13 protein-coding genes are annotated in these 13,482 nt (G+C 69.1%); 11 read left to right on the top strand and 2 right to left on the bottom strand.

What is annotated here, in order from left to right; translation table 11 throughout:
* The first annotated feature begins 33 nt into the window (after window positions 1-33).
* Together H4W30_RS27170 and H4W30_RS27165 are read left to right on the top strand one after the other, a co-directional pair.
* Window positions 34-1,650, top strand: coding sequence for an acyl-CoA synthetase (locus H4W30_RS27170; RefSeq protein WP_192745423.1), 1,617 nt, complete (start codon window positions 34-36; stop codon window positions 1,648-1,650).
* A gap of 8 nt (window positions 1,651-1,658) precedes the next feature.
* On the top strand, window positions 1,659-2,765 hold the full coding sequence (locus tag H4W30_RS27165) for an NAD(P)H-dependent flavin oxidoreductase (protein ID WP_192745422.1): 1,107 nt from the start codon (window positions 1,659-1,661) through the stop codon (window positions 2,763-2,765).
* A gap of 185 nt (window positions 2,766-2,950) precedes the next feature.
* Here H4W30_RS27165 and H4W30_RS27160 read toward each other — a convergent pair whose 3' ends face one another.
* Window positions 2,951-3,757, bottom strand: a complete 807-nt coding sequence (locus H4W30_RS27160; protein ID WP_192745421.1) for a S1 family peptidase — start codon at window positions 3,755-3,757, stop codon at window positions 2,951-2,953.
* 326 nt (window positions 3,758-4,083) lie between these two features.
* Between H4W30_RS27160 and H4W30_RS27155 the strand changes: the two genes are divergently transcribed.
* The 9 genes from H4W30_RS27155 to H4W30_RS27115 all read left to right on the top strand — a co-directional run bounded on the left by H4W30_RS27155 (window position 4,084) and on the right by H4W30_RS27115 (window position 11,633).
* Window positions 4,084-4,860, top strand: coding sequence for a GntR family transcriptional regulator (locus H4W30_RS27155; protein WP_126731455.1), 777 nt, complete (start codon window positions 4,084-4,086; stop codon window positions 4,858-4,860).
* 182 nt (window positions 4,861-5,042) lie between these two features.
* Window positions 5,043-6,155 (top strand): TIGR03364 family FAD-dependent oxidoreductase, encoded by a 1,113-nt coding sequence (locus tag H4W30_RS27150; protein ID WP_192745420.1) that lies wholly within the window; start codon window positions 5,043-5,045, stop codon window positions 6,153-6,155.
* The gene (locus H4W30_RS27145; RefSeq protein WP_192746835.1) at window positions 6,149-6,823 is read left to right on the top strand and encodes a phosphonatase-like hydrolase; all 675 of its coding nucleotides are present in this window, start codon (window positions 6,149-6,151) and stop codon (window positions 6,821-6,823) included. Before H4W30_RS27150 ends, H4W30_RS27145 begins: the two co-directional genes overlap by 7 nt.
* 16 nt (window positions 6,824-6,839) lie before the next feature.
* On the top strand, window positions 6,840-7,859 hold the full coding sequence (locus H4W30_RS27140) for a 2-aminoethylphosphonate ABC transporter substrate-binding protein (protein ID WP_192745419.1): 1,020 nt from the start codon (window positions 6,840-6,842) through the stop codon (window positions 7,857-7,859).
* Window positions 7,856-8,917, top strand: coding sequence for an ABC transporter ATP-binding protein (locus H4W30_RS27135; protein WP_192745418.1), 1,062 nt, complete (start codon window positions 7,856-7,858; stop codon window positions 8,915-8,917). Before H4W30_RS27140 ends, H4W30_RS27135 begins: the two co-directional genes overlap by 4 nt.
* Window positions 8,914-9,771, top strand: coding sequence for a 2-aminoethylphosphonate ABC transporter permease subunit (locus H4W30_RS27130; protein ID WP_126731461.1), 858 nt, complete (start codon window positions 8,914-8,916; stop codon window positions 9,769-9,771). The genes H4W30_RS27135 and H4W30_RS27130 overlap by 4 nt, the downstream gene beginning before the upstream one ends.
* A complete protein-coding gene (locus H4W30_RS27125; RefSeq protein ID WP_192745417.1) occupies window positions 9,749-10,546 on the top strand; it encodes an ABC transporter permease in 798 nt (265 codons plus the stop codon). Before H4W30_RS27130 ends, H4W30_RS27125 begins: the two co-directional genes overlap by 23 nt.
* A gap of 36 nt (window positions 10,547-10,582) precedes the next feature.
* The gene (locus H4W30_RS27120) at window positions 10,583-11,059 is read left to right on the top strand and encodes a hypothetical protein (RefSeq protein WP_192745416.1); all 477 of its coding nucleotides are present in this window, start codon (window positions 10,583-10,585) and stop codon (window positions 11,057-11,059) included.
* Between the two features lie 265 nt (window positions 11,060-11,324).
* The gene (locus H4W30_RS27115) at window positions 11,325-11,633 is read left to right on the top strand and encodes a hypothetical protein (protein ID WP_225949882.1); all 309 of its coding nucleotides are present in this window, start codon (window positions 11,325-11,327) and stop codon (window positions 11,631-11,633) included.
* A gap of 75 nt (window positions 11,634-11,708) precedes the next feature.
* Here H4W30_RS27115 and H4W30_RS27110 read toward each other — a convergent pair whose 3' ends face one another.
* On the bottom strand, window positions 11,709-13,367 hold the full coding sequence (locus H4W30_RS27110) for a fumarate hydratase (protein ID WP_192745414.1): 1,659 nt from the start codon (window positions 13,365-13,367) through the stop codon (window positions 11,709-11,711).
* Window positions 13,368-13,482: the final 115 nt, after the last annotated feature.

Genomic DNA, 13,482 nt, shown 5'->3' with positions numbered 1-13,482 from the left:
GCCCAGAACGATAACATGTTCTACTTTGAGGAAGTGGCACTCAACATCGCGGATCTACTCGAGCACGCCGTCGACGCCGTGCCGGAGCGCATCGCGGTCGTCTGCGGCGATCGGCGGGTCACCTTCGCCGAACTGGAAGAGCGCGCCAACCGGCTGGCGCACCATCTCGCCGCACACGGCGTGGGACCCGGATCCCACATCGGTGTCTATTCCCGGAACTCGATCGAGGCCCTGGAATCGATGATCGCCGCGTACAAGCTGCGCGCGATCGCGGTCAACGTCAATTACCGCTACGTCCACGGCGAACTGCGGTACCTGTTCGACAACGCCGACCTCGTGGCGCTGGTCCACGAGCGCCAGTATTCGGACAAGGTCGCCGCCGTCCTGCCGGAGACGCCGAAACTGAAACACGTTGTCGTTGTCGACGACGGAAGCGACGGCGACTACTCGTCCTACGGTGGTGTGGACTACGAAGCCGCGCTCGCCGAAGGCTCCCCCGAGCGGGACTTCGCCGAGCGCAGCGCCGACGACATCTACATCCTCTACACCGGCGGCACCACCGGATATCCCAAGGGCGTCCTGTGGCGCCACGAAGACATCTGGCGCGCGCTCGGCGGCGGGATCAACTTCGTCACCGGCGAGTACGTCCCGGACGAATGGGCGCTCGCCGAACAGGGCAAGTCGGGCAGCCTGGTCCGGCTCCCGGCGGCGCCGCTGATCCACGGCGCCGCGCAGTGGGCCGCGTTCGGCGCGCTGTTCACCGGCAGCCCGGTCGTGTTCGTCCCGCGGTTCGACGCGCACGAAGTCTGGAAAGCCGTGCAGGACAACAAGGTCCAGGTGCTCACCATCGTCGGCGACGCGATGGCGCGGCCGCTGATCGACGCCTACCGCGAGGGCGACTACGACGCTTCGTCGATCGTGGCGGTGTCGAGTCACGCCGCCCTGTTCTCCCAATCGGTGAAGCAGGAGTTCCTGTCGCTGCTCCCGCACGTGGTGATCACCGACGCGATCGGTTCGTCCGAAAGCGGGTTCACCGGGATCGGCATGGTCAGCAAGGACAGCGATCATTCCGCCGGTCCCCGGGTCAACTTCGGCAAGGACGCGATCCTGGTGGACGACGACGGCGCGCTCGTCGAGCCGAAACCGGGCGCGATCGGCCTGATCGCCCGGCGCGGGCACGTCCCGCTCGGGTATTACAAGGATCCCGCGAAGACCGAGAAGATCTTCGTCGAGGTCGACGGCAAGCGCTACGTCGTCCCGGGTGACTACGCGCGCTACGAGGAAGACCTCACGGTGACCCTGCTCGGCCGGGGGTCGCAGTGCGTGAACACCGGCGGCGAGAAGGTGTACCCCGAAGAGGTCGAGGGCGCGCTCAAATCGCATCCAGACGTCTTCGACGCGCTCGTCATCGGCATCCCCGACGACCGGCTCGGCCAGCGGGTGGCCGCGGTGATCCAGCCGCGTGCCGGCAAGGAGCTCGACGTCGCCGCGCTCGAAGCCCACGTGCGGACCGAGATCGCCGGCTACAAGGTGCCGCGCAGTCTCTGGCTCGCCGAGGAGATCGGGCGGTCGCCCAGCGGGAAACCGGACTACCCGTGGGCGCAGCGCTACGCCGCCGAGCACGAGCCCATCACCATCCAACCGGCGTAAGGAGTTTCATGCGGACGTCTCTGTGCGACCGGCTCGGGATCGACCTGCCGATCGTCGGGTTCACCCCCTCCGAGCACGTCGCCGCGGCGATCAGCCGGGCGGGCGGTCTCGGCGTGCTCGGCTGCGTGCGGTTCAACGACGCCGCCGAGCTCGACGCCGTCCTGTCCTGGATGGACGAGAACACCGGCGGGAAGCCCTACGGCGTCGACATCGTGATGCCCGCGAAGATCCCGGCCGAAGGGACGTCGATCGATCTCGCGAAACACATCCCGCAGGAGCATCGCGACTTCGTGGAGCGGACGCTGCGCGAACTCGCGGTGCCGCCGCTGCCGGACGACACCGACGAACGCGCGGGAGTGCTGGGCTGGCTGCATTCGGTCGCCCGCTCCCATGTCGAGGTCGCGCTGAAACACCCCATCCGGTTGATCGCCAACGCGCTGGGCTCACCGCCGGTGGACGTCATCGAGCAGTGTCACGCGAAGGGCGTGCCGGTCGCTGCCCTGGCGGGCAAGGCCGAACACGCCGTGCGGCACGTCGACAACGGCGTCGACATCGTGGTGGCGCAGGGCTACGAGGCGGGCGGGCACACCGGCGAGATCGCGTCGATGGTCCTGCTGCCCGAGGTGGTGGACGCCGTCGGCGACCGCGTCCCGGTGCTCGCCGCCGGCGGGATCGGCTCGGGCAGGCAGGTCGCGGCGGCGCTCGCGCTCGGCGCTTCCGGGGTGTGGATGGGTTCCTTCTGGCTCGCCACCGAGGAATACCTCCAGACCATGGGGGAGTCGGAGGCGATGCAGCGCGCGCTGGTCGCGGCAGGCTCGTCCGACACCGTCCGGACGCGGATCTACACGGGCAAACCGGCGCGGCTGCTCAAGACGCGGTGGACCGAGGCCTGGGCCGCGCCCGACGCGCCCGAACCGCTGCCGATGCCGCTGCAGAACCTGTTGGTCTCCCACGCGCACAACCGGATCCACCACGCGGCGGACCCGAGCGTGGTCTCGATGCCGGTGGGGCAGATCGTCGGGCGGATGGACCGGGTGCGCCCGGTCGCCGACGTGATCGCGGAACTGGTGTCGGGGTACGAAGAGACACTGTCGCGTTTGGACAAGACCCGCTGACTTTGCAGGTGAGGCCGAGCCACAGCGGCCGAGCCCGTGTCGCGAAAGCCACTTTCGCGACCTCTGATGTCCCGAAAGTGGCTTTCGCGACACGGTGACCGGCGCTGTCCGCCGAACGAGAAGGTCCCCTCCACCACGCCGTTGTGGTGAAGGGGACCTTCAGGGCATGCCGTGAGCGATGAGACCTAGAGACCGGCGGCCGCGTTCTTGATCGCGGTCGCGAAGGTGCTCACCTCGGTGTAGACGCCGGGAGCGTGCGCCCGCGCGCACCCCTCGCCCCAGCTGGTGATGCCGACCTGGATCCAGGCGCCGGCACTGTCGCGACGGAACATCGGGCCGCCCGAGTCACCCTGGCAGGTGTCGACGCCACCGGAGGCGACGTTGCCCGCGCAGATCTCGGCGCTGTCGATCAGGTCGGCGTAGCTGCCGCCCTGCGCCTTGCAGGTCGAGTCGGAGACGAAGGGCACGTTGGCCTTGAGCAGGTAGCGCTGCTGCGCCCCGCCCTCGGTCGCGGCGCCCCAGCCGGCGACGGTGAACGTGCCGCTGTTGTTGGCGGTGGTGGTGGCGATCGGCAGGGTCGGGATGCCGCTGACCGGGCTGGCGAGCTTGATCAGGGCCCAGTCACCGCCGGTGGAGGTGGGATAGGTCGGCGACCGGTACACGTAGGTCGACTTGACCTTCTTGGCCGCCGTGCTCTGCAGGTCCACGACGCCGAGGGTGGCGGTGATCCCCGTGTTGGCCCCGGTCCGCGACACGCAGTGCGCGGCCGTCAGCACGATCTGCGGGGTGTAGAGCGCACCACCACAGCCCATGGAAAGCCTTACCATCCAAGGAAATTCGCCCTGTGCGGCGCGCGTGCCACCGACCACGTCGGTCGACGGCGGCTCGGCGGCGACGGCTTGCGGAGCCGTGGCGAGACCCGCCAGGGTTCCGGCCGCCGCGACGGCGATCAGGGTCTTTTTGAGCAGGCTGAACCGACGCTTGATGTCCAAGGGTTCATTCCTTCCGGCTGTCCACAGTGGAGGCAGGGAGACTGACTGCGGCCAACTGACTACAGCAGGTGGGCATACGCCGGGACAACCAACTTTCTTCGGATCTTTCGGCCGATGGTGGTGATTAACGGACGTCCGGCCTCAGCCGCCGACGAATGGCGTAGACCGGAGCGCCCAACGCCGTTACTCCTGGACGGGCGGGCGCCGGAACCGCCGGAAGGCTGAACGGCCGCCGGAGGTGCCCTTTCGGCCACGAGTGTGAGCGTGGCATGAACACTTCGTTCGGGTCAGTACAGGCATGGGGAAACGGGCCTAGGATCTGGATCGTGAAAGCGCGTTCGCCAAGACTACATCCACCCGCCGACGGGCCGGTCCGGGACGGAATTCCCGAGCACGGCCGCATTCCCCGCTATTACGCGGTCAAAGTCGATCTGCTCGAAGTGATCTCCGAATTAGGGCAAGGAGCGGTACTTCCCACCGAAAGGGAACTGTCCGAACGATTCGAGGTTTCCCGCGCGACGGTGCGCCAGGCCGTCGGTGAACTCGTGCTCGAAGGGCGCCTGAGCAGGCGGCAGGGGAGCGGCACGTACGTCGCGGGCCCCAAGCTCGTCCAGCCGCTCGCTCTGGTGAGTTACACCGAAGGACTCAGGAGGCAGGGCATTCAGCCGGGCCGGAATCTGATCTCTTTGGAACGCCGGGAAGCGGGTCCGTCGCTGGCTTCGGAACTGGAAATCGATCCCGAAGACGACGTCATCCACATCGAACGGGTGCTGCTCGCCGACGACGAGCGGGTCGGGCTCGAATCGACCTATCTCACCGCCGCGCGATTCCCGACGCTGATGGATGTGTTCGATCCCACACAATCGCTCTACGCCTGTTTGCGGGAACGGCTCGGGGTCGTCTTCGACGGTGCCGAGGAGCGGGTCGAGACCGTGCTCGCCACGCCACGGGAGGCGTTGCTGATCGGGACGAACCCGGCGCTGCCGATGCTGCTGATGCACCGGACGTCGTGGGGACCCGACGGTGTCCCGTTCGAGCGTGTCCGCTCGCTGTTCCGCGGCGACCGGCTCTCCTTCGAGACCCGACTGGGCCGAGTGGAGTAGCCGCCGCCCGCATTCAGTCCTCTGAACGCGGTATTTGTACTTTCAACGACCGCATCGAGAGGACGAAACGCGGCGCAATATAACGCGAAGATAACAGGTCTGGTCCACATTTCGGTGGCACTTCACCTGCGGTTAGGGCGGGGGTCACGGAGCGTTGGTGCGCGCAGGCGAGCGTCTGCGGTGTGCGAATCCTCATCATCGGCGGCGGAGTGCTCGGCACTCAGCACGCCTGGCAGGCCGTCGAACGCGGCCACGACGTCGTCCAGATCGAACGTGAACCCGAGGCCAGGGGCGCGTCGGTGCGCAACTTCGGCCTGGTCTGGGTCGGTGGCCGCGCCAGTGGCCCCGAACTTGAGACGGCCGCCCGGGCGCGAGTGCTGTGGGAGCGCATCGGCGAACGCGTCGAAGGCATCGGCTTCCGGCCGAACGGCTCACTCACCGTCGTCCGCACGGCCGCCGAACTCGCCGTCGCCGAGGCCGCGGCCGCGAGCACGGAGGACCGCGGGTTCAAGCTGCTCGACGCCGCCGAGGTCCGCGAGCTGAACCCGGCCCTGCGCGGCGAGTTCCTCGGCGCGCTCTGGTGCGACCGCGACGCCGCCGTCGAACCGCGCGTCGCCCAGCCCGCCCTGCGCGCCGAGCTGGCGAAATCCGGCCGCTACACCTGGGTTCCCGGCCGCGAGATCCGCGACCTGACCGATCGCGGCGTCGTCGACGACACGGGTGAGACCCACGAAGGCGACGTCGTGGTGCTGTGCACCGGCGCCTGGACCGGTGGCCTGGTCAAGGAGCTCGCCGGGGCGACCCCGGTCCGCCGCGTGCGGCTGCAGATGGCCCAGACCGAGCCGCTCGGGGAAATCCTCACCACCACCGTCGCCGACGCGGACAGCTTCCGCTACTACCCGGCGTATCGCGGCGACGCGCTCGACGGCCTCAACGCCGGGCAGCCGCAGGGCGAGATCGCCGCGGTCAACAAGATGCAGCTGCTCATGGTCCAGCGCCTCGACGGCTCGCTGACCATCGGCGACACCCACGAGTACGACGAGCCGTTCTCGTTCGACACCACCGAAGACCCGTACGACCATCTGGCCGAGGTCGCCGGCGCGCTGCTCGGACGGCCGCTCCCGCGGATCGCCCGCCGCTGGGCCGGGGTCTACGCCCAGACCACCGACCCCACCCGGATCGTGCACCGCGCCCGCGTCGCGGACAACGCGTGGCTCGTCACCGGACCGGGTGGCCGGGGGATGACCTGTTCCCCCGCCATCGCCGAAGACACCGCAGAGGAGCTCTCCTGGTGAACACCGAACTCGTCGTCCTGGACATGGCAGGCACCACCGTCGCCGACGACGGCCTGGTGATCCGCGCCTTCACCGCCGCGATCGCCGCCGCCGGAGTGTCCGAAGAGGACAGTCGCTTCCCCGGAATGCTCGACTACGTCGTCGAGACGATGGGGCAGTCCAAGATCGTCGTCTTCCGCGCCCTGCTCGACGGGGACGAGGAACGCGCCCAGCGCGCGAACACCGCCTTCCAGGACGCCTACGAGAAACTCGTCGCCGACGGCCACTGCGAGCCGATCCCCGGCGCCGAGCAGACGATCCAGGAACTGCGCGCCCAAGGCGTGAAGGTCGCGCTCACCACCGGCTTCGCCCCTGCCACGCAGAACGCGATCCTGGACGCGCTGGGCTGGCACGGCCTCGCCGACGCCGCGCTGGCGCCGGGTGAGGGCGTGCGCGGCCGCCCGTACCCCGACCTCGTCCTCGCCGCCGCGCTGCGGCTCGAAATCACCGACGTCCGCCGGATCGCCGTCGTCGGCGACACCGCTTCGGACGTCCAGACCGGGCTGCGGTCCGGCGCCTCGATCGTCGCCGGCGTGCTCACCGGATCGGCGAAGAAGCCGGACCTCGAAGCCGCCGGCGCCACCCATGTCCTCGAATCCGTCCGCGACCTCCCCATCCTGCTGTCCTAAAAGGAGCTTTGACGACATGAAGAAACTCGCGGCCACCGCCCTCGCCGGGTTGCTCGCCCTCACCCTGGGCGCCTGTGGCGGAACCGCCGGTGGCGCCTCCGGCGATCAGACCGTCACGCTGTACACAGTGGACGGTCTCGAAGACTGGTACGCCCAGCGCTTCGAGGAGTTCAAGGCCAAGACCGGGATCACCGTCCAGGCGGTCACCGCCGGATCGGGTGAGGTCGCCTCCCGGGTGGAGAAGGAGAAGGCCAACACCCAGGCCGACATCCTGGTCACCCTCCCGCCGTTCATCCAGCGGGCCGCGTCGCAGGGCCTGCTCGCCGCCACGGCGCCCGCCGGGATCGACCAGGTCGCGGCCGGGCAGAAGGACGGCCAGGGCCGCTACTTCGCGATCATGAACAACTACCTCAGCTTCATCCGCAACCCGCAGGTCTCGCCCAAGACCTGGGACGACCTCCTTTCCCCGTCGCTCAAGGGCAAGCTCCAGTACTCGACCCCCGGCGAGGCGGGCGACGGTACGGCGGTCCTGCTGCAGCTCCAGCACGTCCTCGGCGACCAGGGCGCGCTCGACTACCTCGCGAGGCTCGAAGCCAACAACGTCGGCCCGTCGTCCTCCACCGGCAAGCTGCAGCCGAAGGTGGCCAAGGCAGAGATCCTGGTGGCCAACGGCGATGTCCAGATGAACCTCGCCGCGATCGAGAAGAGCGGCGGTTTCGAGGTCTTCTTCCCGGCCGACGCGCAGGGCAAGCGCTCCACCTTCGCCCTCCCGTACTACGCGGGCCTGGTGAACAACGCGCCGCACGCCGAGAACGCCAAGAAGTTCCTGGACTTCCTGCTCTCGTCCGAGGTACAGGGCAAGGTCGTCGACACCTTCGGCGCCCCGTCGCGGACCGACGTCACGCCGTCCGGCCCGCGGGCGGACAAGGTGAAGGCGGCCCTCGACGGCGTCGAGATCTGGCAGCCCGACTGGAACGCCGTCCTCGCGAAGCTCGACGCCGACCTCGCCGCGTACAAGAAGGCCGTGGGCCGATGACCCCGGCGGTCGAATTCCGCGGCGTCTCCGTCCGCTTCGGCCGGACGACCGCCCTCTCGCCGCTGGATCTCACCGTGGCGAGAGGGGAGACGCTGGCGATGCTCGGGCCGTCCGGCTCCGGCAAGTCGACGGCGCTGAAGGCCCTCGCGGGTTTCGTCGTGCCGAGCACCGGGCGGGTCCTGCTCGACGGCGAGGACGTCACCGAGCTACCGCCGCACCGCCGCGGCCTCGGCGTCGTCGTGCAGAGCTACGCGCTGTTCCCGCACATGCGGGTCGAGGCGAACGTCGCTTTCGGGCTCAAGGCGCGGAAAACGCCTCGGGCCGAGACGGCGAGCCGGGTCGCCGAGGCACTGGAGCTGGTCGGGATGGGCAAGTACGCCCGTCGCTACCCCCGTGAGCTTTCCGGCGGACAGCAACAGCGCGTCGCGCTCGCGCGGGCACTGGCGATCCGGCCACGGGTGCTGCTGCTCGACGAACCACTGTCCGCTTTGGACGCCGCCCTGCGCGAGGACATGGTCGCGGAACTCCTGCGGCTGCGGGCCGAACTGCCCGACACCACGCTGATCTACGTCACCCACGATCAGGGTGAGGCACTGGCGCTGGCCGACCGGATCGCCGTCATGCGCGACTCGAAGCTGGTCGAACTCGGCCCGAGCCGCGAGCTGTACCAGCGGCCCTCGACCGAGTTCACCGCGAGCTTCCTCGGCGCGTCCAACCTCATCCCGGTCGAGCTGATCCAGCCCGACGGCACCCGCGTCCGGCTCGGCGACCGCGAGCTTGCGGCCGATCCGTCGGGGACCTTCCGGGCGGGGCAGCCCGTCGCGCTCGGCGTCCGGCCGCACCGGGTCGGGATCACCGAGGCGGACGCCCCCGGCGCGCTGCCCGCGGTCCTGCGCGGGGTCCAGTGGCGGGGCACGGGCTTCCGGCTCGACCTCGAACTCGCGCACAACGGGGACGAGGTCCGGGCCGAAGTGCCGGACATCGAAGGACTCCCGAGGGTGGGGGAGCGGGTCGGAGTGTCCATTCCGGACGGTTGCCCGCTGGTGGGCGTCGGATGACCGGCCTCGCGCTCGCCACCACGGCGGCGGCACCGGCGCGGCGGCGGGAGAAACAGCCAGGACGCGGCTGGTTCCTGCTGCCGCCGGTGCTCGTCCTGCTCGGCTTCTTCGGCTACCCGCTCGTGCTGGTCGTCCTCCAGTCCCTGGAATCGAAGACCGGCGAGTTCGGCTTTTCGGTGTGGCTGGACGTCCTGGGCTCGGCGGAATTCCGGGACGCCGCCTGGAAGACCGTCGCGCTCGCGCTCGGCGCGACCGCTGGTTGTGTGGTGCTGGGGACGTTCCTCGCGCTGGTGATCGCGTTCGTGCCGTTCCCCGGCGCGCGGACGCTTTCGCGGCTGGTGGACACCGTGCTCGCGTTCCCGTCGTTCCTCATCGCGCTCGCGTTCACCTTCATCTACGGCAGCGCCGGGATCCTGGGCGCGGGCGGGTTCCTGTACTCACCGTTCGGGATCCTGCTGGCGGAGATCACCTTCTACACGCCGTTCGTGATGCGCCCGGCGCTCGCCGCGTTCGGCCAGGTGTCGTCGGCGCAGATGGAGGTCGCGGCCAGCCTCGGCGCGAAACCCGGGCGCGTGCTGCGTCAGGTGATTCTCCCGGAAGCCTTGCCGTCACTGGCTTCCGGCGCCTGCCTGACCATGCTGCTGGCGATGAACGAGTTCGGCATCGTGCTGTTCCTCGGCGCGAAGGACGTCACGACCCTGCCGATGCTGGTCTACGGCAAGGGAATCGTGACCTTCGACTTCCCGCAGGCCTGTGTCATCGCGGTGGTCAACGTCGTGTTCTCCCTCGCCCTGTACGGAACCTACCGGCGACTGACGAAGGGAGGCCGTCGTGCTGCTGTGGACCAGGCGTAGCCGTGTCCTGCTGTGGATGGTGTTCGCGGTGCTGTTCACCGCGATCGTGCTGGCACCGCTGCTGATGATCGTGCTGGCGTCGGTCGCCGGGAACTGGACGGGATTGCTGCCGGGCGCGCTCACCGGCTCGCATTTCGCGCAGGCGCTGTCCGGAGAGACGTTCGCGAGTCTTTCGGTGAGCATCCAGACCGGCGTCATCGCGTCGCTGGTGTCGGTGCTGCTGGGGACGTGGGCCGCGCTCGCCGCCCAGTCCGCGCCGTCCAAGCTGCGGAAGGCCGTCGACACCCTGTTCCACCTGCCGATCGCCGTGCCGTCGGTGGTGCTGGGGCTCGCGCTGCTGGTCGCGTTCAGCCGTCCGCCGCTCGCCTTCAACGGCACGCGCTGGATCGTGCTGCTGGGTCACGTGATGATCCTGCTGCCGTTCTCCTACAGCACGGTCTCCGCCGCGATCGCGCGGATGGACCCGCTGCTGGCGCAGGCGGCGGCGAGTCTCGGCGCTTCGCCGGTGCGGGTGCTGCTGCGGGTGCGGCTGCCGGTCCTGCTGCCGTCGATCTCGGCGTCGGCGAGTCTCGCGCTGGCGATGTCGATGGGCGAACTGGGCGCGACGATGATGCTGTACCCACCGGACTGGCGCACGCTGCCCGCGAGCATTTTCGCGCTCACGGACCGGGGACAGGTGTTCCTGGCGTCGGCGAGCACGGTGCTGTTGCTGGCCGTCACCCTCGCCGGGGTGGTGATCCTAGGACTGGTCCGCGGCCGCGCGGCCCAGCGGTGATGCAACCTTCGGTGAGGTCCATTCCGTCCTGAAACCATGATGAACGCAGCGAAGACGCTGGGCGCGGGGCTCGTGCTCGCCGCGACGGCGGCCTGCGGCGCGGGCGGCCCCGGAGCACCGGCGAACACGAGTACCCCTCCGGTCGTCACCACACCCTCGGATCTGCCCACCTCGGTCCCGGCCGGCCCGCCGGGAGCGAAACCACCGATGTCCCGGCCGACCGTCGGCCCGCCGCCGTCGGACAAGATGCTGCCGCCGTCCCAGGTCGACGCCAAGGTGCCCGCCCAGGTCAGCGCGGAGAACGGCGGCCTGAACGTGCACATCGAACTGAGCGGCTGCGACGAGGCGAAGGCGGACCTCGCCGAGGAGAACGCGCAGCGGGTCTTGGTCAAGGTGAAGATCGACCACGGCGATCCGGGGCAGATGTGCCCGCAGGTGATCCGCTACGCCGTCCTGCCGGTGAAACTCGCCGAGCCGCTCGGTGCGCGGACCGTCGTCCTGGAAGCGGGTTGAGATCATGTGCAACCCCACGGCGGTCTCGTTCCGTCCCAGTCACATGAGGTACTTAACGAATGTCATCGGCCTTGGCCTGATCGTCGTTGCGGTATCCGCTTGCGGGGCGCAGAACCAGGCAGCGGAGCCCGCGGCCGGACCCGGGAGCGGCAGCCTGAGTACCGTGCCGCCGTCGCCGTCCGCGCCGCCATCCTCCTCGCCGGCCCCGGCGCCGAGCAGTAAGCCGGGAAGCCAGCCGGGTGTGCCGGGCGCGCCTCGCCAGGAGGTGCCGGAAGGCAGCACCAAGCTGCCGGACAAGCAGCTCGACGCGTCGGCGCTGCCCGCGGACTATCCGCGTGAGGTGTACACCAGCAACGGCGGGACGGTCCTGAACGTCCGCGGCCAGGAAGGCGGCTGCGGGCACGCGACGGCGGAGGCCGCGCAGCAGGACGGGACCAGGGTCACCGTCAACCTGACCGAACTGAAGGGCCAGACCGGCCAGATGTGCACGATGGACATCCGGCATCCGGTGATCTCGGTGACGCTGTCGGCGCCGCTGGGGGAGCGGACCGTGGTCCTGAAGCAGATGCGATAACCGACCGGAACGCCGTGAAGGCCTCCTTCCCTACCCTGAAGGTAGTGAAGGAGGCCTTCACGGACCGGACGGCTCTTACCGGAAGCTGATCTGCAGCACCGGTTCCGAGGTGGCCTCGAAGAAGTCGTTGCCCTTGTCGTCGATGACGATGAACGCGGGGAAGTCCTCGACCTCGATCTTCCAGACCGCTTCCATCCCCAGCTCGGCGTACTCGAGGACGTCGACCTTCTTGATGCAGTCCTGCGCGAGCCGCGCGGCCGGGCCGCCGATCGAGCCGAGGTAGAACCCGCCGTGCTCGTTGCACGCGGCGGTCACCTTCTTGGACCGGTTGCCCTTCGCCAGCATCACCAGCGAACCGCCCGCGGCCTGGAACTGCTCGACGTAGGAGTCCATACGGCCCGCGGTGGTCGGCCCGAAGGAACCCGACGCGTAACCCTCGGGCGTCTTCGCCGGGCCCGCGTAGTACACGGGGTGGTCGCGAAGGTACTGAGGCATCTCTTCGCCCGCGTCGAGCCGCTCGGCGATCTTCGCGTGCGCGATGTCGCGGGCGACGACGAGCGGACCGGTCAGCGACAGGCGGGTCTTCACCGGCAGCTGCGAGAGCTGCGCGCGGATCTCGGCCATCGGCCGGTTGAGGTCGACGGTCACCACCTCGTCGGACAGGTCGTCCTCGGTGACGTCCGGCAGGAACTGCGCCGGGTCGCGTTCGAGCTGCTCCAGGAACACACCGTCGGCGGTGATCTTCGCCTTCGCCTGGCGGTCGGCCGAACACGAGACGGCGACACCGACCGGGCAGGATGCGCCGTGGCGCGGCAGGCGGATCACCCGGACGTCGTGGCAGAAGTACTTGCCGCCGAACTGCGCGCCGATGCCGAACTGGCGCGTCATCTCCAGCACCTGCTGTTCGAGGTCCACGTCGCGGAAACCGTGGCCCAGCTCGGAACCCTCGGTGGGCAGGTCGTCGAGGTAACGCGCGGAAGCGAGCTTCGCGACCTTCAGGTTGAACTCCGCCGACGTGCCGCCGACGACGATCGCGAGGTGGTACGGCGGGCAGGCCGCGGTGCCGAGGCTGCGCAGCTTCTCGTCGAGGAACTTCGCGAGCCGCTTCGGGTTCAGGACGGCTTTCGTTTCCTGATAGAGGAACGTCTTGTTCGCGCTGCCGCCGCCCTTGGCCATGAACAGGAATTCATAGCTCGGGTCGCCCGAACCATCTTTGTGATAGAGCTCGATCTGCGCGGGCAAGTTGGTGCCCGTATTGCGCTCATCCCAGAAATTCACCGGCGCCATCTGCGAATAGCGCAGATTCAACTCCTGATAGGCGTCGAAAATACCGCGGGACAGCGCGCGCTCGTCGTCGGCGCCGGTGAGCACGCCCTCGCCGCGTTTGCCGATCACGATCGCGGTGCCGGTGTCCTGGCACATCGGGAGGACGCCGCCGGCGGAGATCGCCGCGTTGCGCAGCAGGTCCATCGCGACGAACCGGTCGTTGCCGCTGGCCTCGGGGTCGTCGACGATCGCGCGCAGCTGCGCGAGGTGTGACGTGCGCAACAGGTGCTGGATGTCGGTGATCGCGGTCTTGGCGAGCCTGGTCAGCGCTTCGGGCTCGACCTTGAGGAACTTCCGGCCCGCGGCTTCGACGACCTCGACACCTTCGGTGCCGATCAGCCGGTACTCGGTGCGGGTGTCCTTGGCGAGGGGAAGGACTTCGGTGTACTGGAACGTGGTGGGCGCCACTGCGCGGGCTCCTTTGCCGGCATCGGGAACCTGCCCACGGTACCCAAGCCCGGGGCCCGGCCCGGAGAGGGCCTCGTGAGTGGTAAGGACGGTTAGAACCGTCCTTACCACTCAC

Origin of the sequence: Amycolatopsis roodepoortensis, from assembly GCF_014873915.1 — a bacterium.
Classification (GTDB): Bacteria; Actinomycetota; Actinomycetes; order Mycobacteriales; family Pseudonocardiaceae; genus Amycolatopsis; species Amycolatopsis roodepoortensis.
Note: the sequence above shows the minus strand (reverse complement) of the source record. Positions and strands in the feature narration are given on the sequence as shown.